The 24,017-nt window shown below is 70.9% G+C and carries 22 protein-coding genes and 1 CRISPR repeat array; of the genes, 8 read left to right on the top strand and 14 right to left on the bottom strand.

Annotation, left to right across the window (positions count from 1 at the left end; all coding sequences use genetic code 11):
* Nucleotides 1-424: 424 nt before the first annotated feature.
* From PLE19_08390 to PLE19_08365, 6 genes are all read left to right on the top strand, one after another.
* Nucleotides 425-967, top strand: a complete 543-nt coding sequence (locus PLE19_08390; protein ID HPD14954.1) for a sigma-70 family RNA polymerase sigma factor — start codon at nt 425-427, stop codon at nt 965-967.
* Nucleotides 964-2,172, top strand: coding sequence for a zf-HC2 domain-containing protein (locus tag PLE19_08385; GenBank protein ID HPD14953.1), 1,209 nt, complete (start codon nt 964-966; stop codon nt 2,170-2,172). Before PLE19_08390 ends, PLE19_08385 begins: the two co-directional genes overlap by 4 nt.
* A 64-nt stretch (nt 2,173-2,236) precedes the next feature.
* Nucleotides 2,237-3,175: a hypothetical protein gene (locus tag PLE19_08380; protein HPD14952.1), complete on the top strand. Its 939-nt coding sequence runs from the start codon at nt 2,237-2,239 to the stop codon at nt 3,173-3,175.
* Between the two features lie 160 nt (nt 3,176-3,335).
* Nucleotides 3,336-4,631, top strand: a complete 1,296-nt coding sequence (locus PLE19_08375; GenBank protein ID HPD14951.1) for a hypothetical protein — start codon at nt 3,336-3,338, stop codon at nt 4,629-4,631.
* Between the two features lie 237 nt (nt 4,632-4,868).
* Nucleotides 4,869-5,078 (top strand): type II toxin-antitoxin system HicB family antitoxin, encoded by a 210-nt coding sequence (locus tag PLE19_08370; protein ID HPD14950.1) that lies wholly within the window; start codon nt 4,869-4,871, stop codon nt 5,076-5,078.
* On the top strand, nt 5,075-5,290 hold the full coding sequence (locus PLE19_08365) for a type II toxin-antitoxin system HicA family toxin (GenBank protein HPD14949.1): 216 nt from the start codon (nt 5,075-5,077) through the stop codon (nt 5,288-5,290). The genes PLE19_08370 and PLE19_08365 overlap by 4 nt, the downstream gene beginning before the upstream one ends.
* Nucleotides 5,291-5,313: 23 nt before the next feature.
* On the opposite strand, the gene PLE19_08360 is transcribed toward PLE19_08365, so the two are convergent.
* The 9 genes from PLE19_08360 to pgeF form a co-directional block, all read right to left on the bottom strand.
* A complete protein-coding gene (locus PLE19_08360) occupies nt 5,314-6,051 on the bottom strand; it encodes an adenine nucleotide alpha hydrolase (GenBank protein HPD14948.1) in 738 nt (245 codons plus the stop codon).
* Complete coding sequence (locus PLE19_08355) at nt 6,048-7,157, bottom strand: sialidase family protein (protein HPD14947.1); 1,110 nt, start codon at nt 7,155-7,157, stop codon at nt 6,048-6,050. Before PLE19_08355 ends, PLE19_08360 begins: the two co-directional genes overlap by 4 nt.
* Nucleotides 7,158-7,173: 16 nt before the next feature.
* The gene (locus PLE19_08350; GenBank protein HPD14946.1) at nt 7,174-8,391 is read right to left on the bottom strand and encodes a tetratricopeptide repeat protein; all 1,218 of its coding nucleotides are present in this window, start codon (nt 8,389-8,391) and stop codon (nt 7,174-7,176) included.
* A 25-nt stretch (nt 8,392-8,416) separates the two neighbouring features.
* Nucleotides 8,417-9,352: an orotidine-5'-phosphate decarboxylase gene (gene pyrF, locus PLE19_08345; GenBank protein ID HPD14945.1), complete on the bottom strand. Its 936-nt coding sequence runs from the start codon at nt 9,350-9,352 to the stop codon at nt 8,417-8,419.
* Between the two features lie 22 nt (nt 9,353-9,374).
* Nucleotides 9,375-9,938, bottom strand: coding sequence for an aminodeoxychorismate/anthranilate synthase component II (locus tag PLE19_08340; protein ID HPD14944.1), 564 nt, complete (start codon nt 9,936-9,938; stop codon nt 9,375-9,377).
* A 99-nt stretch (nt 9,939-10,037) separates the two neighbouring features.
* Entirely contained in the window at nt 10,038-10,877 is an 840-nt protein-coding gene (locus tag PLE19_08335) for an SPOR domain-containing protein (GenBank protein HPD14943.1), read from the bottom strand.
* Nucleotides 10,870-11,349 (bottom strand): flavodoxin domain-containing protein, encoded by a 480-nt coding sequence (locus PLE19_08330; protein HPD14942.1) that lies wholly within the window; start codon nt 11,347-11,349, stop codon nt 10,870-10,872. Before PLE19_08330 ends, PLE19_08335 begins: the two co-directional genes overlap by 8 nt.
* Before the next feature lie 641 nt (nt 11,350-11,990).
* Nucleotides 11,991-13,703 (bottom strand): PEGA domain-containing protein, encoded by a 1,713-nt coding sequence (locus PLE19_08325; GenBank protein HPD14941.1) that lies wholly within the window; start codon nt 13,701-13,703, stop codon nt 11,991-11,993.
* 238 nt (nt 13,704-13,941) lie between these two features.
* Nucleotides 13,942-14,721, bottom strand: coding sequence for a peptidoglycan editing factor PgeF (pgeF, locus tag PLE19_08320; GenBank protein HPD14940.1), 780 nt, complete (start codon nt 14,719-14,721; stop codon nt 13,942-13,944).
* 324 nt (nt 14,722-15,045) lie between these two features.
* Between pgeF and PLE19_08315 the strand changes: the two genes are divergently transcribed.
* A complete protein-coding gene (locus tag PLE19_08315; protein ID HPD14939.1) occupies nt 15,046-16,194 on the top strand; it encodes an anhydro-N-acetylmuramic acid kinase in 1,149 nt (382 codons plus the stop codon).
* Between the two features lie 9 nt (nt 16,195-16,203).
* Nucleotides 16,204-17,106 (top strand): N-acetylmuramic acid 6-phosphate etherase, encoded by a 903-nt coding sequence (gene murQ / locus PLE19_08310; protein HPD14938.1) that lies wholly within the window; start codon nt 16,204-16,206, stop codon nt 17,104-17,106.
* A gap of 3 nt (nt 17,107-17,109) precedes the next feature.
* Here the strand turns inward: murQ and PLE19_08305 are convergent, their stop codons facing one another.
* The 5 genes from PLE19_08305 to groES all read right to left on the bottom strand — a co-directional run bounded on the left by PLE19_08305 (nt 17,110) and on the right by groES (nt 21,315).
* On the bottom strand, nt 17,110-17,919 hold the full coding sequence (locus tag PLE19_08305; protein HPD14937.1) for a ComF family protein: 810 nt from the start codon (nt 17,917-17,919) through the stop codon (nt 17,110-17,112).
* Complete coding sequence (locus PLE19_08300; protein ID HPD14936.1) at nt 17,867-18,979, bottom strand: hypothetical protein; 1,113 nt, start codon at nt 18,977-18,979, stop codon at nt 17,867-17,869. Before PLE19_08300 ends, PLE19_08305 begins: the two co-directional genes overlap by 53 nt.
* 167 nt (nt 18,980-19,146) lie before the next feature.
* Entirely contained in the window at nt 19,147-19,311 is a 165-nt protein-coding gene (locus PLE19_08295; protein ID HPD14935.1) for a zinc ribbon domain-containing protein, read from the bottom strand.
* Nucleotides 19,312-19,329: 18 nt separating this feature from the next.
* Nucleotides 19,330-20,967: a chaperonin GroEL gene (gene groL, locus PLE19_08290; protein ID HPD14934.1), complete on the bottom strand. Its 1,638-nt coding sequence runs from the start codon at nt 20,965-20,967 to the stop codon at nt 19,330-19,332.
* A gap of 51 nt (nt 20,968-21,018) precedes the next feature.
* The gene (gene groES, locus PLE19_08285; GenBank protein HPD14933.1) at nt 21,019-21,315 is read right to left on the bottom strand and encodes a co-chaperone GroES; all 297 of its coding nucleotides are present in this window, start codon (nt 21,313-21,315) and stop codon (nt 21,019-21,021) included.
* Between the two features lie 823 nt (nt 21,316-22,138).
* Nucleotides 22,139-23,414: a CRISPR direct-repeat array (repeat unit 36 nt; unit sequence GCTTCAATGGGGCCACGCCCATGAGGACGTGGAAAC).
* Nucleotides 23,415-24,017 lie beyond the last annotated feature (603 nt).

Below are 24,017 nucleotides of genomic sequence, written 5' to 3'. Positions count from 1 at the left end.
GCGTCGTCCCGTGCCCTCTCCCCCCGGCTCTACTGCGCCAACGCGCGAGCGGGGGTCAGAGGGACTTAACGGCGGCAGGGGGAGGAACTGCCGCCGCTGTTGCCGTGCCCCCCGCTCTATCCTTTATTATACACCAACCCGCGGCTGCAAGAGCCATGCCGGCGTCATCGCTCGAGCTTCGCAAGCCATAACAGCCGCATCAGGAAGCACTTGTATGGCCTGCCGTTCGAGCAGAAAGGGCGCCGGAACACGGGCCTTCGCCGCACAGTGTGCGAAAACACACAGGCGAATGGAGGTGGCGAGGCCGCCGACGATGCCGTGGCGCGAAGCCGCGCTACAGCGCGCGGGCCTCTTCCGGTATACTACAGGCACTCGCAGCAATCGCCAGCCGCCTCGTGTCTACAATGATAAGTGGGAGTAACGGATGGAAAGCCGGTCGGCAGGCGACCCCTTGGCTCCGGAGGACGGCCAGCTTGCCGAACGGGCCAGAGCCGGCGACCGGCGGGCCTTTGCCGCGCTCGTCGAGCGCTATCAGGGCCTTGTGATCGCCCGCGCCTACGCCGTCCTGCACGATCGAGCCGAGGCCGAGGATGCGGCTCAAGACGCGTTTCTGCGGGCCTTCCGCTCGCTGGGTCAGCTCAGGCAGCCGGAGGCATTTGTCTCCTGGCTCCTCAAGACCGTGCTCAACGTGGCCCGCCGGCGCGCCTCGAAGCGCGCGCGGCACCCCACGAGCCTGCTCGACGCCGCTGTTGCAGACCGCCGTGAGCCGCACCCCGAGGTGCTCGACGCCGTCGCCACGCTGCCCGAGGGCTATCAGCAGGTGATCCACCTGCACTACTCCCAGGGCTGCTCGTGCGAGGAGATTGCGCGGCTCCTGGGGCTCCAGACCGGGTCCGTGACATCTCGGCTGACGCGCGCACGGCAAATGCTCCGCAAGATGCTGAGTGAGGATCGGCACAAGCAATGACCTGCAAAGAAGTTGTGGATCAACTGGACGCTTTGGAGCTCGGCGCCCTCACCGAGGAGGCCCGCGAGGCTGTCGAGGCCCACTTGGCGTCGTGCTCCGCCTGCCGCACGGCGCTGGCCGAGGTGCGCCGAGTGGATGAGGCGCTGCGTTCGGCGTTCGCCTGGGCCGAGCCCTCGCCCGCCTTCGCCCAGAGCATACTGGCCCGTGCGCGCACGCAAGTGTCGTGGCGGCGGTGGCTTGCGGCGGGCGCTGCCGCAGCGGCGGCGGCGGCGTGCCTCACTGTGGCTCTGCTTCGTCCCCACCGCACACAGATCTCCCCGTCGGTTGAACCGGTCTCGGCCCGCCGCGAGGCAGCATCCATTCCCGGCGGGCTGCTGGCCGGCGAACTGCTCGATGGCTACGGGCTTCCCGCTCGGCGGCTGGTGCAGGGCCGGCCCTACGTGGCGGCCGAGCCGGCCGCCGTTGGCCTCGCCCCCGACTCCCTGCTCCTGGTGGCCAGCGGCAGCCAGTTCACGGGAATGCCCGGCCCCACGGGCGAGGGGACCGGCCTGAGTCTGCTGGCCGGCAGCCTGATCGGGCAGGTGGGCGGGCGCGGCAGGGAACTGGCGATCGAGCTCGCGCCCGAACTGGGCGGCGCCATCGCAAGAACAAGAGGCTGCGAGTTTTACAGCGCGGGCTTCCCCGCCAACCGGCTCGCCGCCGGCATGGCCTTCCCCGAGGGCGCGCTGGCCCACTGGCCCGAGAGCATCCGCATCCATGTCTTCAGCGGGCACCTGGACCTCGACCTCGGCGCACAGAAGCTCACCCTGGCCGAAGGCGATTCGGCCATCATCGCGGGCGGCGTATCGGCCGGCACCGCGCGCGTCGTGGAAGAGCGGGCGCGCGCGCTCCGCGCGGCACTCGGCGAGGCCCTGGTCGAGAAGCGGGCGCGCTACGCCCGCCTGCGCGACGAGTACGCCCGCCGGCTCCTTGAGCTTCGTTCGCCCGCGGTGCAGGAAGGGCTGCCCCACCTGAGCCAGCGCGTCGAGTTCGTCGAACGCCTGCTCCACGCGCACGCCGCCACCTTGAGCCGCCTCGAGGCCAACCATCCCGAGTTCTTCGAGCTCGACGCCGCGGCGGCGGAGTTGCGGCGCCTGGAGCAGGTCCGCGAGGAGGCCGATCACTCCCTCGAGCGCTTCCTGGTGCTCATGGCGGCCTTGAACTGACTGGCGGCCCCATCACCATCCCCAGGCCGGGCGTTGCCCGGCCCCATCGAAAGGAGCGTGAGTCGTGAGGAAGCTAATGTGGTGGAGCCTGGCGCTGGCCCTGGGCGCGCAGGCCGTTCTCGCCGGCGGCCCGCCCGGCCGCCGGGACGGCGAGCGCGGCGGCGCGCCGGACCGCGGGCGCTGGGACGCCCTGAGGGGCAGCGACTTCTTTGGCGGCCGCCCCCACGGCAACGCCTTCGACGCCCTGCGCCGTTACTTCGACCTCACCCCCGAGCAGCAGGCCGCCGTGGCCAAGCTCGACGAGCAACGGAGCCTGGACGAGCGCGAGGCCCTGGTGGAGCTGGCCAGGACCCTCGACAAGAAGTACGCCGCCCTCCTCGTCGAGGCCCTGCCCGCCGACCAGAAGGCCAAGTACGAGCAGGTGCTCGCCGCGCTCGCCGCGCGCGACGAGGCCCACGAGGCGGCCCAGAAGGAGTTCCGCGCCGTCCTCCTCAAGACCCGCGAGGCCCAGGGCGTCACCGGCCGCATGTCCATCTACAACCTGCCCAACAGCAAGACCGACATCGTGCGCACCTGCATCAACGTGACCGAGGACCAGCGCGCCGCGATGGACGGCGTGCAGCGCGACGCGTGGGCCGGCATGCGCGACAAGATGCGCGACGTCGCGCGCCCGCAGAACTGGGGCGACGCCGAGGCCCGCCAGAAGTTCGGCGAGGCCATGCGCAAGGTGCGCGAGCAGGTCGAAACCCAGGCCGCCGAAGGCATGGTGATGCTGCTCAACGAAGAGCAGAAGAAAGCCTACCAGGCCGGCGCCGCCGCGCTCGACGTCTACAACAAGAAGGTGGCCGAGGCCGACGACGCTTGCGAGAAGAAGCTCACAGAGATCGTCGGCGCCGAGAAGGCCAAGGCCCTGCGCGCCGGGTGGTGGCAGCAAGTGGCGCCCGTCGTCCAGCCCGGCGGCCCGCCCCCGAAGGCCGACGCCCCCAAGGCTACCGAGTTCTAGGCGGGTAAGCCCTGCCCCCGGATTTCCCCGCCCCGAATCCCCCGCCGGGAACGCCCCGGCGGGGGATTCGCATGCGGGCGCTTGACGCCCTGCCCCCTGCGCGGTACGATCCTCGGCGTCCGTCTCCCCTGCAACCAGCAAAGGGCGCCCGACAGAAACCATGCCAGATGTCAAAGTCGCCGTGATCGGCGCAGGCTCCTACGTCTTCGGCGCCAGCATTCTCAAGCAGGCCTTCGTCGAGAACCGGCTCGACGGGCTCGAGCTGGCGCTGATGGACGTCCACCCCGAAATGGTCGGCCTCATGGGCAGGGTCGGCCAGCGCCTGGTCCGCGAGTTCGGCCTCAAGAGTCGCGTGACCGTGCACACGGACCGCGACGCGGCGCTCGACGGCGCCGACTTCGTACTCTGCGCCGCCGCGGCAGAGCTGCGACGCCGGCTTGATATGGACTGCGAGATCGTCGCTCGCCTGTATCCCGGCCACTGGGTCACCGAGTTCGGCGGCGTGGCCGGCATCAGCTACTCGCTCCGCCAGATCGCCCTCATCAGCGGCCTCGCCGATGCAATGAAGCGCCGCTGCCCCAACGCCTGGCTGCTCAACAGCGCCAACCCTTTGCCGCGCGTGTGCCAGGCGGCGCACGAGCGCGGCGTGCGAACGGCCGGCTTCTGCTCGGTGGCCGTGGGCGGCCTCAGCGGCGTGTGGCACCTGCTGCACGGCGAGCATCTGCCGTGGCCGCCCACGCGCGCCGAGGTCGCCTGGAACGTGACGATGGCGGGCGTGAACCACTTCAGTTGGCTCCTCAGCCTGCGCGACAAGGCCACGGGCGCTGACCTGGTGCCCGAACTCCGGCGACGCATCGCCGCGAGCGACAACCCTTCGCGCTCGTTCGTCCTCGCCCGCGAGACGGGGTTCCTGCCCATGTCGGGCGACAACCACATCCGAGACTTCCTCGAGCCCCTCGGCCCGGCGCCGCGCGGCCAATCGCTGCACCACGGCACCGCCGAGGAACGCGAGGCGCGCCTCGCCCTGCTGCGCAACGTGGCCGACGGCCGCTGCGCCTGCGACCCGCTCTTCGAGCACCCCGCCTGGGAGCGTCCGATGGACCTCGTGGCCGCGATGGCCTTCGGCCGTCCGTGCCGCTTCCACGCGCTCAACCTGATCAACCGCGGTCAGGTCCCCAATCTGCCGCGGGGCGTCTTCGTCGAGACGCCTGCCGAAGCGACCCCGAGCGGCCCCGTGCCGCAGGCCGTCGAGCTGCCCGCGAGCGTGCTGCCGTATTGCGAGCGCACGGCGCGCGTCACCGACGCCATCGTGCGTGCCGCGACAGCGCGCAGCCGCACGCTGCTGCGTGAGGCCGTGGAACTCGATCCCACGATTCTCGACAAGCGGGCCGGCATGGAGGCCGTGAACGCCTGCCTCGCGGCCCACGCCGACCTCGTGCCTGCGTTCGGCGAGTAGGCGCCAACAAGCGCAGGAAAAGAGCACGAACATGGCGGGCCGTGTTCGGGTCCACTCCATTCCCCTGGCCCTCGCCGCCGCCCTTTGCGGCTGCGGGATCGTCCTGTGGCGCGTGGCTCCGCCGCAAGGCGGTCGCGCGGCCGGCCAATGGAGCGCGTCGGCGTCGCGCGAACGCCGCGCCTACCGAGGCCACGCGCTTGCGCTCGGGGTGGCGATGCGGCATATTCCGTTGTGGAGGTGAGATACATGCGGATCGAGGTGGAACGGGAAGAAGACGGGCGCTGGATCGCGGAGGTGCCTGAGCTGCCGGGGGCGCTGGCCTACGGTCAGACCCGCGAGGACGCCATCGCCAGGGTGGAAGCTCTGGCACTGCGCGTCATCGCCGATCGCCTTGAGCAGGGTGAGCCTATTCCTGAGCTGGATGAGCTGTTCGCGGTACCCGCGTGAGCGATTGGCCATCGTGCAAAGCGCGAGACGTGTTACGGGCCTTGCTACGCATTGGCTGGGCAGTCAAGCGCAGGGCTGGGGGTTCACTTCAGGTGCTATCCCGTCCGGGATGGCCTGACCTCGTTTTCGCCTTCCATGACCGCGAGGAGATCGGCCCTCGCATGCTCGCGCGGATTGCCAGGCGAACGGGGTTGCGCCCCGAAGACCTGTGATCTCGCGCGGGACACTTGCGCCCTCACGATTCGCTGGCACCGTGGATCAGGTCGGCGAAGACGAAGCCCTCGCGCTCGACGGTTTCGCCGACGCGCACGGGAATAGGCTGAGCGAACATGGGGCCGGCGCAGGCGAAGGTGTGGAACTCGCCCCGCTCGGCACAGGGGTCCACGCCGTCGGGCAGGGCGTCGAGGAATGCCTGGTCGAAGGGCCGCCCGGCCAGCTCGCGGGGCAGCTTGCGCGGGTCGAGGCAGGTGACGTAGGCGCGAAGGCCCGCTGCGATCATCTCGCGGGCGAGAGCGCGCGTGTCGAGGCCCCAGAGGGGGAAGACGGGCTGGATGCCCGTGGGGGCGAGCTTCTCCTCGCGGTAGCGGCGCACATCCTCCAGAAACAAGTCGCCGAAGACCATGCGGCTCACGCCGAGCGACTTCGCGGTCGCCATCGCCTCGGCCATGGCGGCCTCGTAGGTCTCGTTGGAGCAGGGCGCGGGGATGAGCACCTTGTGCAGCGGCAGCCCGGCTGCGCGAGCCTGGGCCTCGACGAGTTCGCGTCGCACGCCGTGCATGGACACGCGGTCGTACGGCGCAGTGATCGTGGTGAGGAGGCCGATGACCTCGATCTCCTCCGTCATTGTGGGCGGCGTGTCCCCACGCCGCGACACGCGGGATGAGGACGTCCCGCCCACAGCGTGCAGCGCCCAGGCAGCGTCCTTGCCGCTGCTCCAGGCGAGCCAGGCCTTCGGTCGTGCCGCGTGTGTCATTCGTAGAGCCAATCCACGGGGAAAAGCGTGATCTGCGTGAGGTTGAGTCCGCCGGTCTTCTGCTGGCCGGCGCAGTGGCCGAGGACCACGCGGTCGCCCACGAACTCGATGGCGGTGTAGCAGTACCAGCCGCCGGGGTCGTCCTCGAGGGTCTTCACGTGCTCCCAGGTCTGGCCCTCGTCGCGCGAGATGGCGGCGTTGAAGGGCGTGCGCTTGCCGCGGCGGGCCGCGTCTATCTTCTCGTGGTTGTTCCACACGGCGAGCAGGTCGCCGGTCTTGGGGATGCGCTCGATGGAGGCGGGCGAGAGCGGCGAGATGAGGTTGGACGGTTCGGCCGGCGACCAGGTGTCGCCGCCGTCCTTCGAGAACGAGCGGAACTGGCAGCCGGCGTTGGTGCGCATGAACATCAGCAGGCGGCCGTCCCTGAGCTCGATGACGCCGGGCTCCTGGAGCATCACGCGGCCCTTGTCGGTCTCCCCTGTGAGCCGGCTGGTGCTGGGGCGCCAGGTCTGGCCCTCGTCGTCGGAGAGGTAGCACACCATGGTGCCGTGCGAGGAGTATTTGCCGCCGGGCTGGTTGTGCTGCGAGGCGGGGATGATGAGCCGACCGCTGCGGAGTTGCACCACGCGGTCGTTGTTCACCACGTAGTAGCCGCCCGGCTCGATGCACAGGCGTGGTTCGCTCCAGGTCTTCGCCTCGTCGGTGGAGAGGCGGAGGTAGGGGCGGCAGTCGTCCCAGCCGTTCTTGCGCAGGTAGAAGAGCGCGATCGGGCCGGACTTGAGGCGGAGGAGCGAGACGCTCATCACGTTTTCCCTGCCCTCGTTGGGCACGACGAGCACGTCGTCCCTCGACCAGGTGAGGCCGCCGTCGGCGGAGACGCGGCTGGCGAGGACCGCGGCGGCGTTGTCGGCCCCGCCGCCGGTGAAACGGGTGTAGACGAAGAGCAGGCGGCCGTCCTGGAGCTGGACGAAGTCGCCCTCGGAGTTGCGGGGGTTGCCGGGGCCGGGCGGCAGGAGCTGGATGCGGGTCACGGGGGCCTCCTTGGGCTTGGCGGGTTCGGGCGCGGCGAGGCACAGGAGCGCGGCGAGCGGGACGTGCAGGACCATCGGCGCGGTCTCCGGGTTACTGGGCCAGGGCGTCGTCCACGAGCTTCTTGAGGCTGGGCTGGAGCTCGATGGCCTGGGCGAGTTTGGCGATGGCCTCGTCGCGTTGGCCGAGGCGGAGCAGAGTCATGCCCCAGTTGTAGAGGGGCGTGGGCGACGTGGGGTCGAGCCGGGCCGCGGCGGCGAACTTGTCGCAGGCCCAGCGCAGCTCGCCGAGCTGGACGAGCGAGGTGCCCCAGTTGTTGTAGGCGTCCAGAAACCCGGGGCGGAGCTGGGTGGCTCGGGCGAACTTGTCGCAGGCGAGGGCGTGCTGGCCCTGGGCGGCGAGCGCGGTGCCCCAGTTGTAGTAGGCGCCTTCGTAGCGGGGGTTGACCTCGATGGCGCGCGTGAAGCAGCGGGTGGCCTCGGCCGTGCGCTTGTGGTCGCCGAGCATGCCGCCCACGTCGGCGAGCAGCATGGTCATCGTCTGGGGCTTCGAGAGGAGGGTCCAGCCGATGCCCTGCGGCTGGCCGTAGCGGCGCAGCATGTAGGCCTCGTCGCGGAAGACCATGCCGCCCATGCTGGGCTCGACGTTGAACTGCTCCTGGCCGTCGTCGTAGCGGATGAGGGCGTGGCCGGGGAAGGGGAGCATGTGGAAGGCCATGCCGAGCTTCTCGGCGGCGCACAGGTAGAGGAGCGAGAGGCCGAGGCAGTTGCCGCGGCGCTCGCGGAGCACGCGGTCGAGGGTGCGGGGCGTCACGTCGTAGCGGAAGCCCTCGGTGCCGAAGAGCTGGAGGCTGATGCGGAGGGCCTTGTCGCGCGGCGCGGCGCCCTCGGCCGCGGCCCGGGCCACGCGGGCCGCCAGGGCGTCCACCTCGGCGCGCAGGGCCTTCACGTCCACCGCGGGGTCGAACTCGCGCGCCAGCTCCAGGGCTTGGGCGGCCAGGTCCACATCGCCGTCGGCCAGCACGCGGGCGTCGGCGGCGCGCACCCAGCCCTGGCGCAGGTTGCGGCCGCCGAAGAACTGGATGGCCAGCAGGTCCTCCTTGCGCTCGCGCACGCCGAACCACTGGCCCCTCTTCACCGTGCCGAGCACGGTGCCGGCCAGCGTCACGGGCGCCTCGGGCGCAGTGATCTCGATGGTGTCCATGGCCCGGGTGTAGGGGGCCTGGGGCTCGCGGGGCGGCGGCGCGGCCGCGGAGGCGATCGCGGACATCAGCGAGGCCGCAAGGAGGAGAGCAGGGCGCGGGGCTCGCATCGGAGGTCTCAGGCATCCCGTCGGGCTAGCCGATCGCCGTGCGCACCTGGGCGATCATCGCGTCGGTGGCCAGGGCCACCGCCTCGCGCCAGTGCGTGGGCCCGAACTGGCGGTCGTAGGGCGCGCGGGAGTGGGCGAAGAGCACGCTGCGCGACGCGCTCACGATGGCGCCGCGGCCCCGGGCGTCGAAGGCGCGGACGACTTCGGCCGGCCCGGCCCCCTGCGCGCCGAAGCCGGGCACGAGGAAGTAGGCCTGGGGCATCAGGCGGCGGAGCTTCTCGGCGTCTATGGGCTGCGTGCCGGCGACGACGGCGCCGACGCAACTGTAGCCCGAGCGGCCCACGTGCTGGCGGCCCCACTCGTGCACGAGCGCGCCGATGCGCATGAAGAAGGGCACGCCCTTGCACGAGAGGTTCTGGATGCGGTCGGCGCCGGGGTTGGTGGTGCGCACGAGCACGAACACCCCGCGGTCGCGGCGCACGGCCTGGCGCACGAACGGCTCGATGCCGTCCTCGCCGAAGTAGGGGTTGATCGTGCAGGCGTCGGCGCCCAGGTCGAAGAGCTCCGCGCCGTCCACCGTCGTGCCGCCCAGGTGGGCCTCCGCGTAGGCGGCGGAGGTGGACCCGATGTCGCCGCGCTTGACGTCAGCGATGACGATCAGCCCCCGGCGCTTGGCGTGGGCCACCGTGTCCACATAAGCCTGGTAGCCGGGCGGCCCGAAGCGCTCGTAGAAGGCGGCCTGGACCTTCACGGCGGGCACCTTGGGCGCCACGATGTCAATCGTGGCGCAGGAGAAGGCCCGGAGCACGTTGGCCGCCGCCTCGCAGGTGAGCGGGGGCGCGCCGGCCGCCTCCTCGCGCAGCGGCGCCGGGATGGCCTCCAGCAGCGGGTCCAGCCCCACACAGCACGGGTTGCCCTTGGCCTCCACCGCCTCGGCGAGCCGGTCCGCGAAGTGGGCCATCCGATCCTCCTGCCAGGATGCGTCACATCGCCAGGAAATTCCGCAGCAGCTTCGGCCCCTCGGTGGTCAGAAACGACTCGGGGTGGAACTGCACGCCCTCGAGCGGGAACTCGCGGTGGCGGAGGCCCATGAGTTCGCCCTCCGCGGTGTGGGCGGTGGCGACCAGGCACGCGGGCAGCGTGTCCTCGCGCACGACCAGCGAGTGGTAGCGTGTGGCCTCGAAGGGGTTGGCCAGGCCCTGGAAAACCCCCTGGCCGTCGTGGTGGATCATCGAGGTCTTGCCGTGCATCAGGCGGCCGGCGCGCACCACGTCGCCGCCGAAGGCGTGGCCGATGCACTGGTGGCCCAGGCACACGCCCAGCAGCGGCACCCGGCCGGCGAAGTGCAGGATCACGTCGTTCGAGATGCCCGCCTCGCGCGGCGTGCAGGGCCCGGGCGAGATGATGATGTGGGTGGGCCGCCGCCGCTCGATCTCGTCGAGCGTGACCTTGTCGTTGCGGAACACCTCCACCACCGCGCCCATGCTGCCGATGCACTGCACGACGTTGTAGGTGAAGGAGTCATAGTTGTCAATCATCACCACCACGGCCACTGACTCCTCGAGGGGGGACCGAAGGTCCGCCCCGTCTCGTCCGGCCCGGAGCAATATACCGCCCGCCTGGGGCGAAGTCAACCGCGGGCGGCCTCAGGGCTTGACGAGCACGTCGAAGCCTTCGGCCTTGAGCTTCGCGGCCACGCGCTCGGCGTCGGCCCGCGAGGCATAGGGGCCGGCGCGGACGACGAACAGGTCGCCCGAGCGCGAGGGGGCGGTGGAGACGGCGGCCGGGTAGCCGCGCTCGGCCAGCAGGCGCGCGTGCTCGGCGGCGCTGGCCGAGGAGCTCAGCGCGGCCACCTGAACGTAGAAGCTGCCGCTGGGGCTCGCCGGCGGCAGCGCCGCGCTCGCGCCGCCGAGGCGGGCCTCGGCCCGCGCGGCCCAGGGGCTGGAGCGGAACTCGTCGGCCACGCGGCGGAAGTAGCCTCGCGCCTCCGTGCCCCGGCCCAGCCGCTCGCAGGCCTCGCCGAGCAGGAAGAGCACCTCGTCGGCGCGCGGCGTCGCGGGGTCCTTTCGCAGGATGTCCAGGCAGGCGGCCTGGCATTCGGCGTAGGCGCCGCTCTGGAAGTGGCAGCGGGCCAGCCCCACGGCCGCTCCGGCCGCCAGGTTCGGGGCGGGCGCCGAGCGCAGGCACTCGCGGAAGCGCGCCTGGGCCTCGTGGGCCTGCCCTTGATGAAGCGCGATGCCGCCCAGCGCGTAGTGGGCCTCGGCGGCCCGCGGGCTCGAGGGCTGCTCGCGCACGAAGTCGCGCAGCAGCGGCGCCGCCGGCCCGTACTGGCCGACGAGGAACAGGCGCATCCCCTCGCGGAAGCGGGCGTCCTCGCGGGGCCGTGGCACGCACGAGCAACCGGGAAACAGCGGCGCGAGCGCCAGGAGCGCCGCGGCCGCGGCGGCCCGCCAGAGCGAGGCGTGAGGAATGCCGGTCCTAGCCATGAAGCCTCTTGGTCAGCGTGGCCAGGCGCTTGCCATACTCCCTGCACTGGGCGCTGGCGCGACGGTCGGGCGAGCCGATGGCCACCGGCCCATAGTGGTCGCCCGCGGGCACCCCGGGCACGACCATGCCGTGGATGAGCAGGGCCTGGAGGATCGCCAGGATCGTGGTCTCGTTGCCGCCGCCGACGTTCGCCGACGACGCGAAGGCCCCGCCCACCTTGCCCTCGAGCTGGCCGTGCAGGGCCACGCTCTCGTCGAGCAGCTTCTTGACCTCCGAGGCGGGCAGGCCGTAGTAAGTCGGCGAGCCGATCACCACAGCATCGTAGCCGTTCAACTCGTTCGCCGTCACGCAGGTGATCGGCTTGAGGTCCACCTCCAGGCCATTCAGGGCCTGAGCGCCGGCCTGGATCAACTCCGCCATCTTCTTCGTGTTCCCACCGCGAGAGTGGTACGTGATAAGCATCTTGGCCATTCGGGCGTCCTTTCTCAGCCGGCCGCGGCTGCGGCGGCTGTCTCTTCCTATTATCACAGAGCGCGCCGCATGGTGTCAAGCCGAATGATGGCCCCGGGTGCGGGCCGGAATTGTAGGTGGTCTCTGATGCGAGAATCCCCGGAACAACAGGGGAAGGCCCGCGGCAGAGGTAGCCGCGGGCGTCCCGCTTGCGGCTCTCTTCATTCGTTCGACAAGCGGGACGCTTGTCGCTACGAGAATCCGCAGCAGAAGCTACCTACAGAAATGGCCCACACCCGATGGCCCCGCCCCGATCGTTCGGCACGCACGAAGGACGAGAAGCCGCGTGGGGCTGGAGGGGGGTTCGGCTCGGGGCGGGACTAGGAGCCTGTCCAAGAATCCGCGTGGGGCTGCGACGCCCGCGATTCTGGCCGCAGGCTAGGAGCACGGAGGAGGCGATGCAACGGAGAGCATCGCTGACGACGTGCGACAACGCCTGCGGCCAGAAGTCGCGGCGTCCCTTCGGGTTGCGGCGGCAGCGGAGCGCCTGCCGCGTTGCGTCTCCTCAGCGATGCGCTCCGTAGCATCGCCTGCGGAGCCGCGCCTTGCATCCGCCCCGCTGGCGCCGGCAACGCAGCCCACGGGGATTCTTGGACAGGCTCCTAGCGGGGGGGCTGGGTGAAGTCGGCGGGCACGCTCTGGCGGAGTTCGGCAAGGAAGCGCTGGAGGGGCTTGCTCTCCTTGTTTCGCTGCCAGACGCCGTGCAGGGCGGCGTGAAGGGCATTGCGGACGGCGTCGAGCTGGAGACCGCCGCCGAACTGGAAGGCCTGGCCCCAGACCTTGGCGATCTCCTGCGCGAGGCGGCCGCCGTAGCTGCTGGTGTCGGCGCCGTGGGCCATCACCTCCACGCCGGCGGCGAGGGCGGCCACCGCCTTGTCCAGCTCGCCCCGCACGAGGCAGTAGTGGGCCAGTTCGGTGTGGGCCGAGACGTCGTTGGGGTTCTCCCGGAGCCGCTCGCGGTACCAGCCCTCGACTTTGCTCTTGAGGGTGGCCTGGGCCCGTGCCTGCTCGCCGGCACGGACCTCGATCTCGCCTTCCCAGGGGAGGAACTGCTCTTTCTCGACGCGGACGGAGTAGGGGTTGGCGTCGAGGTTCTTCTTCTCGAGCGGGGTCTTGCCCTCGTACTCGCCATCAATATAGACGTCGGCCTGGGCGGGCTCGGAAGTGATGAGGAGGGTGCCCTTGGGCTTGAGGGCGAGCCGGGCCTCGAGCTTCTCCTCGGGGTAGAGGAGCTCGACGAGCTTGGTCCAGGGCAGGTGGTCGCGCTTGGTGAGCTTGACGAAGTGGTGGCCGGGCACGAGGTCGGGCACGGTGAGGGGCGTGAGGCCCACGTACTTGTCGTCTATGAAGACAGTGGCCTTGTCGGGCGCGGACTCGAGGGTGAGTGCGACGCTCTTGGGGAGGACGGCGGGCCGCGGCCGCGGGGGGGCCTGGGGCTCTTGGACGGCCTGGCGGGCCTGGAACTCGCGGAACTGGGCGGCGACACGCGGGTCGGCCACGCCTTCGAGGACCCAGGCGATGAGCTTCTTCTCGTCGGCGCGGCCGCTGGTGCGCAGGACGGCGAAGAGGCGGTCGCTGGCGGCGGGGCCCATCTTCTGGAGGGCGATGGCGGCCTTCCAGCGCACCTGCTCGTCGGCGTCGCGGAGGGCCGCGAGGAGGCTGGGCACGGCGTCGGGGTCGAGGGTGTTCTGGAAGACCCAGGCGGCGCAGCGGCGGCACTCGATGGATTCGCTCTGGAGCTGTTCGAGGACGGCGCGGGTGGCCTGGTTGCCGAACTTGGTGAGCGAGGTGGCGGCCTTCCAGCGGGTGTCTTCGTCCTTGTCGGCCATGGAGGCGGCAAGGGGCTCGATGGCGGCGGGGTCGGCGATTTCGCCGAGGAGGTAGGCGGCACTCTGGCGCACGCGGCCGCGGCGGTCTCGGAGGGCCTCGACGAGGCCGGGCACGGCGGCCTTGCCCATCATCTTGAGGGCGGTCTCGGCCTTCCAGCGGGGGCGTTCCTTCTCGAGGTTCAGGCCGTCAATGAGGCGGGGGATGGCCGGCTCGCCGAGGGCGCCGAGGGCGACGGTGGCCTTCCATTGGGCGTCATCGTCGGGGTCGTCGAGCATGGCGTAGAGTTTGGGGATGGCGGCGGCGGCCTTGGCCTTGCCGAGGGCCTCGGCAGCGGCCGAGCGGCGCGGGGCCTCGGGCGAGTCGAGCTGGTCGAGCAGCTCGGTGAGCTTCTCGGGCTCGAGCCGGGGCGGCGCGGCCGCGTCGTCGCCGCCCCGGGCGACGGCGAGGGCGGCAAGGGCGAGCAGGGCGGAGAGGGTCCGGCACATGGCGCCTCCTCGTGGGTTCGTATGCCACGTACATCGTACCCGGCCAGCCGCGTGGGTTGTCAGGCATTTGTAAAACGATGTAAAAGAATGCCTGCCCCTGGCCCGCCGCACGCCTTCCGCTGTCGAGCAGCGCTCCGATAGCGGGCCGGGTTCACTGTGCGGGCTTCAGCCCGTGCCTTCAACCTCCCGCGGGTTTGAAACCCGCGGGAGGCTCCGCTCGAATGCCAGCCTCGCGCCGTCAGCGCAGGGCGAGGAGGACGGCGAAGCGCCCGGTGGTGCCGCCGGAGGCGCGATGGGAGAAAAAAAGGTCGGGGTGGCAGCGGGTGCACAGGCGCGGCGTCTCGATGCGGCAGGGATCGAGGCCGGCCTGGGCGAGCTGGGCCGCGTTGGCGGCCCAGAGGTCCAGGTGCCACCGGCCGTGGCGGCGGGCGAGGAAGCGGTCGCCCCCGGGCAGCGCGGCGCGGGCCTCGGCGGCCACGTCGTCGCCCACCTCGTAGCAGCATGGGCCGATGGAGGGCGCCACGGCGGCCACGAGGTCGGCGGGCCGGCAGCCGAAGAGGCGCTCCAGGGCCTGCACCGTGCGCCGGGCGATGCCGCCCAGGGTGCCGCGCCGGCTGGCGTGGGCGAGGCCGATGGCGCGCCGGGCAGGGTCGGCCAGGGCCACGAGCGGGCAGTCGGCCGAAAAGGCCGCGAGCACGAGGCCGGGCGTGTCGGTGATCAGCGCATCGGTGTCGGGCAGGGCGGCGGCGAGGTCGCGCGCGCCCCGGCCGCGATGGACCTCGGTGGCCCAGGCCACGGCGTTGCCGAGCACCTGGGCGCCGGCGACCACCGAGTCGAGGTCCACGCCCAGGGCGGCGCAGACGCGGCGGCGGTTTTCGAGCACGGCGCGGGGGTCGTCGCCCACGTGGAGGCCCAGGTTGAGGCTCTCGAATGGCCCGCGGCTCACGCCGCCGGCCCGTGTGGAGACGGCATGGACCAGGCCGTGGAGGCCGGCGAGGGATTCGAGGTGGTGCAACATCGGCGCTTCCCGCTCTCCACCGTCAGCGGGGGCGGATGCAAGGCGCGGCGTCGCAGTCCCGCGTGGATTTCCGCACAGACCCTAGCATCTTGGCCGCCCCTCATCAAGCGCCGGTTGCCCACTGGGCGAACTCGCTGGGAGTTCCGCCTTCAGGCGGTCTGCTGCCCTGGGGCGAGCCGCGCCAGCCGCTGAGGGCCGCCTGAAGGCGGGACTCCAAGCGGGGGTGATGCTCCGGCGGTGTTTGGGCGATGCGGCTTCAAGTTGCGGACGCGGGCCGGGGCGGCTATAATCCGGCTCGGCGCGGGAGACGCCACGGAGACGGCCTTGCGGCAGAAGCCAGAGCTGGTGATCGGCCTGATGTCGGGCACGTCGTACGACGGCATCGCGGCGGCGCTGGTGGCGGTGCGCGGCGCGGGCCTGGCCACACGGGCCGAGCTGCGGGCCTTCGAGACGTATCCCTACCCGCCCGCCGTGCGGCGGCTGGTGGCGGCCGCCTCGGCCCCGCCGACGGGCACGGTGGACCTCGTGTGCCGGGCGAACTTCGTGCTGGGCGAGCGGTTCGCCGAGGCGGCGGTGCGCATCGCCCGGAGGGCGCGGGTGGCGCTCGGCCGCGTGGCGCTGATCGGCTCGCACGGGCAGACGATTCACCACCTGCCCGCCGCGTCGCCCCCCTCGACGCTCCAGATCGGCGAGCCGGCGGTGATCGCCGAGCGCACGGGGGTGACGACGGTGGCCGACTTCCGGCCGCGCGACGTGGCGGCCGGCGGCCAGGGCGCGCCGCTGGTGCCCTATGTGGACTATCTGCTCCTGCGGCATCGCACGCGGGGCCGGCTGGTGCTGAACATCGGCGGCATCGCCAACTTCACGCACCTGCCTCCCGCCTGCCGGCCCAGCGACGTGCTGGCCTTCGACACCGGGCCGGGCAACATGCTGCTCGATGCGCTCGTGGGCCTGCTCACGCGCGGCCGCCGCACCTTCGACCGCGACGGGGCCCTGGCCGCGCGGGGCGCCGTGTCGCAACCGCTTCTCCGCAGGCTCTTGCGCCACCCCTACCTGCGGCGAGAACCGCCGAAGTCCACGGGCCGCGAAACGTTCGGCGTGCCGTTCGCCGAGCGCCTGCTGCGCGCGGGCGGCCTGGCGCCCGAGGATCTGCTGGCCACGGTCACAGCCTTCACGGCAGCGAGCATCGCCGACGCGCACCGGCGCTTCGTGGCCCCGCGCGGGCGGGTGGACGAGGTGATCGCCAGCGGCGGCGGGTGCCACAATCGCACGCTGATGCGGCGGCTGGCCGAGACCTTCGCGCCTGTGCCGGTGCGCCTGTCGGACGACTTCGGCATTCCCGCCGATGCGAAGGAGGCGATGGCCTTCGCCATCCTGGCCCACGAGACGATGGCCGGCCGCCCCGGCAATCTGCCGAGCGCCACCGGCGCGGCCCGCCCCGTGGTGCTGGGCAAGATCGTGCCGGGGAGATAGGAACGCCCTATGAATGGCCACCCCCTCGACCAGGCGGCGACCGAGCAGCGCAACCCCGCCAGCGAACGGCTCGACGAGATGAGCGCGCTGGAGATCGTGGACCTGATGAACGCGCAGGACCATCTGGTTCCGGCGGCGGTGCACGCCGCGCGCGAGGCGATCGCCCAAGCGGTCGAGATCGTGGTCGCAGCATTCCGCGCCGGCGGGCGGCTCTTCTACCTCGGGGCCGGCACCAGCGGGCGCCTGGGCACGCTCGACGCGGCCGAGTGCCCGCCCACGTTCGGCACTGACCCCGAGCAGGTGCAGGCCGTGATCGCGGGGGGCCGGGAGGCGCTGGTGCGGGCCGTCGAGGGTGCCGAGGATCGCGCGGCGGACGCGGCGGCCGCGCTGCGCGAGCGCGGGTTCGGGCCGGCCGACGTGCTGGCCGGCATTGCGGCCTGCGGCCTCACGCCCTTCGTGCGCGCGGGCCTCGCCTTCGCCGCCGGCCTGGGCGCGCGCACGCTGTTCATCACCTGCAACCCCCGCCTGGACCCGATGCCGGGCGCCGACGTGGTGATCGCGCTCGACGTGGGGCCCGAGGTTCTCACGGGCTCGACGCGCCTGAAGGCCGGCACGGCCACGAAGCTGGCACTCAACACCCTCACCACGGCCGCGATGGTGCGCCTGGGCAAGTGCTACGGCAACCTGATGGTGGACCTGCGGGCCACGAACGAGAAACTGCGCGTGCGGTCGGTGCGCATCCTGCGGCAGTTGTGCGGGCTCGACGACGCGGCGGCCCGCCGCGTGCTCGCCGAGGCAGGCGGCGGGCTCAAGGTGGCCATTCTGATGGCCCGGCGCGGCCTCGCCCGCGACGAGGCGGCGGCCCTCCTGGCCCAGCACCAGGGCATCCTGCGCCGCGCGCTGGAGGGCTGACTCTCAGCCCGACGAGCGGTGCGTGTGCGCCACGGTGGCCACGAGGACCTCGGCCGCTCCGCCCGCGCGCAGCACCCGCGCGCATTCGTGGGCCGTGGCCCCCGTGGTGAACACGTCGTCCACCACGAGCACGCGCCGGCCGAGCACGCCCCGCCGCCATGGCGCGCGAAGGGCGAAGGCCCCGCGCACGTTGGCCCCGCGGCGCAGGCCCGAGAGGGCGGTCTGAGTCTCGGTGGCCCTTCGCCGCACGAGCAGGCGCGGCGCGAGCCGGAGGTCGAAGCGGATGGCCAGTTCGCAGGCCAGCAGCATGGCCTGGTTGAAGCCGCGGCTCAGCCGCCGCCGCCAGTGCAGCGGCACGGGCGCCACGAGGTCCACCGCGCGGCTCAGGCCGCTCTCGGCCAGGAAGTCGCCGAGCAGCGCGCCCAGGGCATGGGCGAGCGAGGCCCTGCGGCCGAGCTTGAACTTCAGGATCAGCTCACGAGCCTTGCCCTCATAGCGCAGCGGGGCCACGGCGCGCGCGAAGGCGAGATGCCGGTTCCGGCAGGCGGCGCACCCGGCCGCGGTGCGCGCGTGGGAGCCCACTGCGTCGCCGCAGCGCGGGCAGGCGTGCTCGCCGACCCACGGGAGAGCTCGATGGCACGCGGCGCAGAAGTGGCGGCGCGGGCGCTCCAGCGGCACGCCGCACGCGACGCAGGACTCGGGGAAGGCCAGGCGCCAGAACGGCTCGAGCGCGAGCAGCAGCCCCGGCCGCCGCGCCGCTTCAGGTGGGCAAGGGCAGGCCGAGGGTGAGGAGGAGGCGCTGCCAGGTGACATAGTCCTCGTAGCCGATGGGCGAGGTGAAGGTAAGGTCGTGCCAGTTCTCCTCCTCGTGGTCGGCCAGGCGGCGCACGCCGGCGGCCAGGCGCGGCCGAGGGGCGAAGCGGACGATCTCGCGCGCCAGGCGCGCCACGCGGCTGAAGCGCGCGGGCCGGCGCTGCATCGCGTGGAAGTCCAGCTCGTAGGTCAGCAGGCGCAGCCGACGCGGGGGGGCGCCGGCGAAGACCTCGATGACGTAGTCGTAGACGGGCTCCTGCTCGGTGCGGCTCTGGGCGCGCGGGCGGAGCGGGCGGCTCAGCGGCGACCAGCTCTCCTCCAGGGCGTCGGGCTCGAGGTCCAGCTCCACGCGGGCCGCCACCACCAGCTCCACGGTGGGCCAGGGCGCGCTCTCGTCGCCGCTGGGGAGGAGCTGGCCGCGCAGGCCGTCGGGCGCGAAGTTCGGGTTGCGCAGACGCAGCGGCTTGAGGGGCTCGGGCAGGGCGCGCATGGGCACCGCGCCGGCCGTGACGCCGGCCTCGGCGAGGCGCGCCACGAGGCGGCGGGCCGTGTCGGCGGGCACGTCGCGCGCGAGGAAGCCCTTGGTCATCTGCACCCCGCGCGTGATCTCGAAGGAGGGCAGGCCCACGGCCGAGGCGACGAGGCGGGCCACCCGTCGCAGGTTCAGCGCGTCGCCCGTCAGCCGCACGAGCGCGCACGGGCCGTCGAAGCCCTCGGGCGGCTCGAGCGGTTCTGCGGGTCTGGGGGGGCGTTCCGGGCGGGGCGCCTGGGCGGGGGCCTCGCCGCGCAGGCGCTGGGCCTCGGCGGCCAGGGCGGCGGCCACCCGCTCGGCCTCCTCGAGCAAGGCGGCGAGCGGGCCCCCGCGGTCGCGGCGGCAGAAGCCGCTGAGGAGCGCCTCCGCGCGCGCCCGCACCGCGGCGTCGGCGTCGGCCAGGGCGCGCGCCAGAGCGGGCGCCACGCGCGGGTCGTCGAGCTCGGCGAGCGCCTCGGCCGCCTCGAGCCGCGCGCGCGCCTCGGGCGCGTGGGCCAGCCGCTCCGCCAGTTCCTCGAATCCGCTCACGCCGGTCTCCTGCCGCCTGCGCTGATTCTAGCGGGGGCCGATCGCCCTGTCAATGGCCGACGGGGGACGTGAATGGATGGGGCGTTCGGGCGACGGGGGAGAGCCGACATGGGCCCGCCGGCGCCCCGCGGGTGCGGGACGCCGGCGGGCGGTGGGACGGGAGATGCCTACGACTTCTTGCTGGTCTTGACGAGCATCTCGCCATAGACCTGCTCGACCTTGCGTTTGCCGCACTTGGGACACTTGGGCTTGCGCTGGTCGAATTCGGCCCAGGTCATGGTGACCTGGAACTTCTTGTTGCACTCGAGGCACCGGTAGTCGTAGGTCGGCATGGTGCAGGGCCTCCTCGCTTAGAAGTCGCCGCCGCCGTACTCGCCGCCCGGGCCGCCGGGGCCGCCGGGGGCCGGCTTCTTCTCGGGAATCTCGGCGACCAGGCAGTCGGTGGTCAAGAGCAGGCCGGCGACGCTCGCGGCGTTCTGGAGCGCGCAACGCACGACCTTGGTGGGGTCAATGATGCCGGCCTCGATCAGGTCGCAGTACTTGTCGGCCAGGGCGTCGTAGCCCTCGGTGGGCTTCATGTCGCGAGTCTTCTCGAGCACGACGGCGCCGTCGAGGCCGGCGTTGTCGGCGATCTGCTTGAGGGGCGCGGTGAGGGCGCGGCGCACGATGTCGGCGCCGATGGCCTCGTCGCCCTTGAGCTTGAGGGAGTCGAGGGCGTCAATGGCGCGGCACAGGGCCACGCCGCCGCCGGGCAGGATGCCTTCCTCGACGGCTGCGCGGGTGGCGTGCAGGGCGTCTTCGACGCGGGCCTTCTTCTCCTTCATCTCGACCTCGGTGGCGGCGCCCACGTTGATCTGGGCCACGCCGCCGGCCAGCTTGGCCAGGCGCTCCTGGAGCTTCTCGCGGTCGTAGTCGCTCGTGGTGATCTCGATCTCGTGCTTGATCTGCTTGATGCGGCCCTGGATGGCGTCCGACGAGCCGGCGCCCTCGATGATCGTCGTGTTGTCCTTATCCATGACGACCTTCTTGGCGCGGCCCAGGTCGCCCAGCTCGATCTTGTCGAGCTCGATGCCGAGGTCCTCGAAGAAGGCCTTGCCGCCGGTCAGGATGGCGATGTCCTGGAGCATGGCCTTGCGGCGGTCGCCGTAGCCGGGGGCCTTGGCGCAGGCGCACTTGAGGGTGCCGCGGAGCTTGTTGACGACCAGCGTGGCCAGAGCCTCGCCCTCGACCTCTTCGCAGATGATCACGAGCGGCTTGCCGCTGCGGGCCACCTTCTCGAGGAGCGGGATGAGCTTCTGGACGCTGGAGATCTTCTTCTCGTGCACCAGAATGTAGGGGTCCTCGAGCACCGCCTCCATCGAGTCGGGGTCGGTGACGAAGTATGGGCTCTGGTAGCCGCGGTCGAACTGCATGCCTTCGACCCACTCGACCGCGGTCTCCATCGTCTTGCCTTCCTCGACCGTGATCACGCCGTCCTTGCCGACCTTTTCCATGGCGTCGGCGATCATCGTGCCGATCTCGGAGTCGTTGTTGGCCGCGATGCAGCCGACCTGGGCGATCTCCTTCTTGCCCTTGACGGGGATGGACATCTTCTTGAGGCGCTCGACGACAGTTTCGACCGCCTTGTCAATGCCGCGCTTGAGGAGCATGGCGTTGGCGCCGGCGGTGACGTTCTTGAGGCCCTCCTCGAAGATGGCCTCGGCCAGCACCGTGGCCGTCGTGGTGCCGTCGCCGGCCGTGTCGGACGTCTTGGACGCGACCTCGCGGACGAGGCGGGCGCCCATGTTCTCGTACTTGTCCTTCAGGTCAATCTCTTTCGCGACCGTCACGCCGTCCTTCGTGACGGTGGGCGCGCCCCAGCTCTTCTCGAGGATGACGTTGCGCCCCCGGGGGCCGAGCGTGACCTTCACGGCACGCGCCAGGATCTTCACGCCCCGGCGAATGCCCTCGCGCGCTTCCTGGTCGAATGCAAGTTGCTTGGCTGGCATCGCTGTCTCTTCCTCCGAAAATGCCTGTCGGATGGCCGGACGCCCGGCGGATCAGCCCTGGACGATGCCCAGGACGTCGTCTTCCTTCATGATGAGGTACTCGTTGCCGTCGAGCTTGACCTCGGTGCCCGAGTACTTGCCGAAGAGGATGGTGTCGCCCTTCTTCACCTGCATCGGGATGAGCTTGCCGTCCTCCGTGCGGCGGCCTTCGCCGACCGCGATCACCTTGCCCTGAATCGGCTTCTCCTTCGCCGTATCGGGCAACACGATGCCGCCTGCCGTCCGCTCCTCCGCCTCCAGCCGCTCCACGAGAAGACGGTCGCCCAGCGGGATCAGCTTCGTTGCCATCCTTGCCTCACTCCTTTCTCGTCCTCTGACGGAACCTCGCAGCGAGCGGGGCGGCCCAATCCGCCACGCGCCTCACCATTTCCCTGCGACCAGCGTTTCCACAGAGCAAAAACCGTGCCCTTCTCCAATGGCTCCGGCGGCTCTCGGCCTCAAATCCCGATTCCACAGGCTCTTACGCAACGCCGTCGAGACGGCCCGTGGCCCGGCGTCCCCTGCCACATTGGCAGCGCCCCCCCAACGCCCCGGCGGCCGCCTGCCAAGCTGACAGCCGCCCGGGCCACCGGCTCGCGAGCGGACGCCCGCGGGCGGCCGCCCGCCGCGCCCTGCCCGGTGCTGCCCCAGGAACTCCGGGCTGCGACCCGCCCCCAACCGCGTCCAATCGCCAGTTCCCTGCCCTGCGCCCATACTTGCTCATCGTCCGGACACGGCCGGTATGGCCGGAACAACGAGAATCGCCCATTCTCCTCCTTCCGTCCATACTTGCTCACCCTCTCCCCCTCAAAGTTGAGCAAGTATGGACGCGCGCCTTGGGGCCGCACCGCTCCAGCGACATTTCCCCTCGCCCCGCGAGGCGGCCTCGCCACTCATAACGGCCTGTTATCACACGGTTTACGTCTTCACAGTGCTCCATCGTGTCCATTCCGTGCCCGTCCGCCGCGCCAGGCACCGCTGGTTTGCCGACCCGCGGAAGGTGGATGCGCGAGGGCGACGGCCCGCCTCCGCCGCCTCTCTCGCCGTACGCTCCGCGTGAGGGCGAGTCTCCGCACGCTCCCGTGGCCATTCTCTCCTCCCCTCGCGTCTACTCCAACGGGGACGTGCGGCGGCTTCAATGGGGCCACGCCCATGAGGACGTGGAAACTGCGGCCCTGGGAGGGCGGGGCCGCGTCGCCCGTGTGCTTCAATGGGGCCACGCCCATGAGGACGTGGAAACGCGACATCCTGGCCGGCAGGGGCTACCTCGGCGACATGTGCTTCAATGGGGCCACGCCCATGAGGACGTGGAAACTGCTGCGCGATGGCGACGTGCTGTTTGACGATGATCTGCTTCAATGGGGCCACGCCCATGAGGACGTGGAAACGCGAAAGGCCGACGTTGGCGACACACACCTGACGGTGAGCTTCAATGGGGCCACGCCCATGAGGACGTGGAAACTGTGGTATGTTCTACTCATTGTAGGAGCAACGAGAATGCTTCAATGGGGCCACGCCCATGAGGACGTGGAAACCTGATGAAGACGGCTGTGGTGGACACGGTGAATGTGCTTCAATGGGGCCACGCCCATGAGGACGTGGAAACGGGGAAGTCGCCGGGATCGTCCGAACCCGTGGCATCCAGCTTCAATGGGGCCACGCCCATGAGGACGTGGAAACTCGCGCTGAGGGCGCCGCGGATGGATTGGCCGATGCCGCTTCAATGGGGCCACGCCCATGAGGACGTGGAAACAACGAGTATCGCACAAGCCACTGTTACCTGGAGTGCGCTTCAATGGGGCCACGCCCATGAGGACGTGGAAACGCATGCTCGTTCTCTCTTCACTCCCGCCAGGAATCACGCTTCAATGGGGCCACGCCCATGAGGACGTGGAAACGGTAGTGCGGTATGTTCGTCATCATAGGAGACACGAGCTTCAATGGGGCCACGCCCATGAGGACGTGGAAACGTGGGTCAGCCTCACCATGCTGGACACGTTTCGCGCCGCTTCAATGGGGCCACGCCCATGAGGACGTGGAAACGAAGGGCACTACCTGCTAAACGGAAGCGTCACTGTGGGCTTCAATGGGGCCACGCCCATGAGGACGTGGAAACTCCAATCGTCTCCCGGCTGTGCAAAGTCCAGTTACTGCTTCAATGGGGCCACGCCCATGAGGACGTGGAAACCGGCTTCCTCTGCGGCTTTTTTGAGGCCAAGCACAAGGCTTCAATGGGGCCACGCCCATGAGGACGTGGAAACTGCGATGATTGCCAGCACATCAGCATCTGCCGCGAGCGGCTTCAATGGGGCCACGCCCATGAGGACGTGGAAACCCCGAATGAGGCCCACACGGTCCCCTACAGCGCCCGAGCTTCAATGGGGCCACGCCCATGAGGACGTGGAAACAGTGCCCACCTCAAAGGCTTGGGGCTGGGCAGTTTGCGTCGCGGTTTGCGAGCGCGACGCGAAAACGGGCCATGAAAGAAGCGTTCCTGATAGGCCCCCTTCGCAAAACATTGGAGAATCAGGGCTTAGGATTGCGAGAGGGTGCTGGGGTTCTGGGGGCCACCCTCGCGCTCGCGCGGGCGAAGTGATGCGCTGGGGGTCTGAGCGTGCTGGCAGGAGGGCGTTGCGCGTCATGGGTCGCCAAGCCTTTGAAGCGTGCCTCGACAGATCGGTTCCGCGTGCAGGCGTGCGCGGCCAGCCGGCTGGTCCGAGTCAGATCAAAGGCCCCAGAAGGCCACGCTACGAACGCGCCGCCAGGGGGCCGATGGGACGCGGGACGTGCCGCTCACGATCCGAGCCCCGGGCGCAGGGCTCATCGGTGGTCCAGCAGCCGGGTTGGCCATGGCGCGCGGCCTTGATCCGGGTGCTGCGCGAGCTATTGCCCACTTCGACCCGTGCAGTATACCAAAGGGCGGGCGGGGAAGGCAAGAGGGCGATGACGCCGCGGCGCGGGCCGGAATTGCAGGCAGGGTGATTGTCTCTGGAGCCTGAAGGGCTCGCATG

Source organism: Planctomycetota bacterium (assembly GCA_035384565.1).
Taxonomy (GTDB): Bacteria; Planctomycetota; PUPC01; order DSUN01; family DSUN01; genus DAOOIT01.
This window is presented reverse-complemented; position numbering and strand designations above follow the sequence as displayed.

Bases quoted from the DNA above. Each gene is read 5' to 3' on its own strand.
- groES (HPD14933.1), bottom strand. From the start codon at position 21,315: ATGGCAACGAAGCTGATCCCGCTGGGCGACCGTCTTCTCGTGGAGCGG.
- PLE19_08390 (HPD14954.1), top strand. From the start codon at position 425: ATGGAAAGCCGGTCGGCAGGCGACCCCTTGGCTCCGGAGGACGGCCAG.
- PLE19_08355 (HPD14947.1), bottom strand. From the start codon at position 7,157: ATGGTCCTGCACGTCCCGCTCGCCGCGCTCCTGTGCCTCGCCGCGCCC.
- PLE19_08375 (HPD14951.1), top strand. From the start codon at position 3,336: ATGCCAGATGTCAAAGTCGCCGTGATCGGCGCAGGCTCCTACGTCTTC.
- murQ (HPD14938.1), top strand. From the start codon at position 16,204: ATGAATGGCCACCCCCTCGACCAGGCGGCGACCGAGCAGCGCAACCCC.
- PLE19_08330 (HPD14942.1), bottom strand. From the start codon at position 11,349: ATGGCCAAGATGCTTATCACGTACCACTCTCGCGGTGGGAACACGAAG.
- PLE19_08350 (HPD14946.1), bottom strand. From the start codon at position 8,391: ATGCGAGCCCCGCGCCCTGCTCTCCTCCTTGCGGCCTCGCTGATGTCC.
- pgeF (HPD14940.1), bottom strand. From the start codon at position 14,721: ATGTTGCACCACCTCGAATCCCTCGCCGGCCTCCACGGCCTGGTCCAT.
- pyrF (HPD14945.1), bottom strand. From the start codon at position 9,352: ATGGCCCACTTCGCGGACCGGCTCGCCGAGGCGGTGGAGGCCAAGGGC.
- PLE19_08335 (HPD14943.1), bottom strand. From the start codon at position 10,877: ATGGCTAGGACCGGCATTCCTCACGCCTCGCTCTGGCGGGCCGCCGCG.
- groL (HPD14934.1), bottom strand. From the start codon at position 20,967: ATGCCAGCCAAGCAACTTGCATTCGACCAGGAAGCGCGCGAGGGCATT.
- PLE19_08360 (HPD14948.1), bottom strand. From the start codon at position 6,051: ATGACACACGCGGCACGACCGAAGGCCTGGCTCGCCTGGAGCAGCGGC.
- PLE19_08305 (HPD14937.1), bottom strand. From the start codon at position 17,919: ATGTCACCTGGCAGCGCCTCCTCCTCACCCTCGGCCTGCCCTTGCCCA.
- PLE19_08295 (HPD14935.1), bottom strand. From the start codon at position 19,311: ATGCCGACCTACGACTACCGGTGCCTCGAGTGCAACAAGAAGTTCCAG.
- PLE19_08325 (HPD14941.1), bottom strand. From the start codon at position 13,703: ATGTGCCGGACCCTCTCCGCCCTGCTCGCCCTTGCCGCCCTCGCCGTC.
- PLE19_08385 (HPD14953.1), top strand. From the start codon at position 964: ATGACCTGCAAAGAAGTTGTGGATCAACTGGACGCTTTGGAGCTCGGC.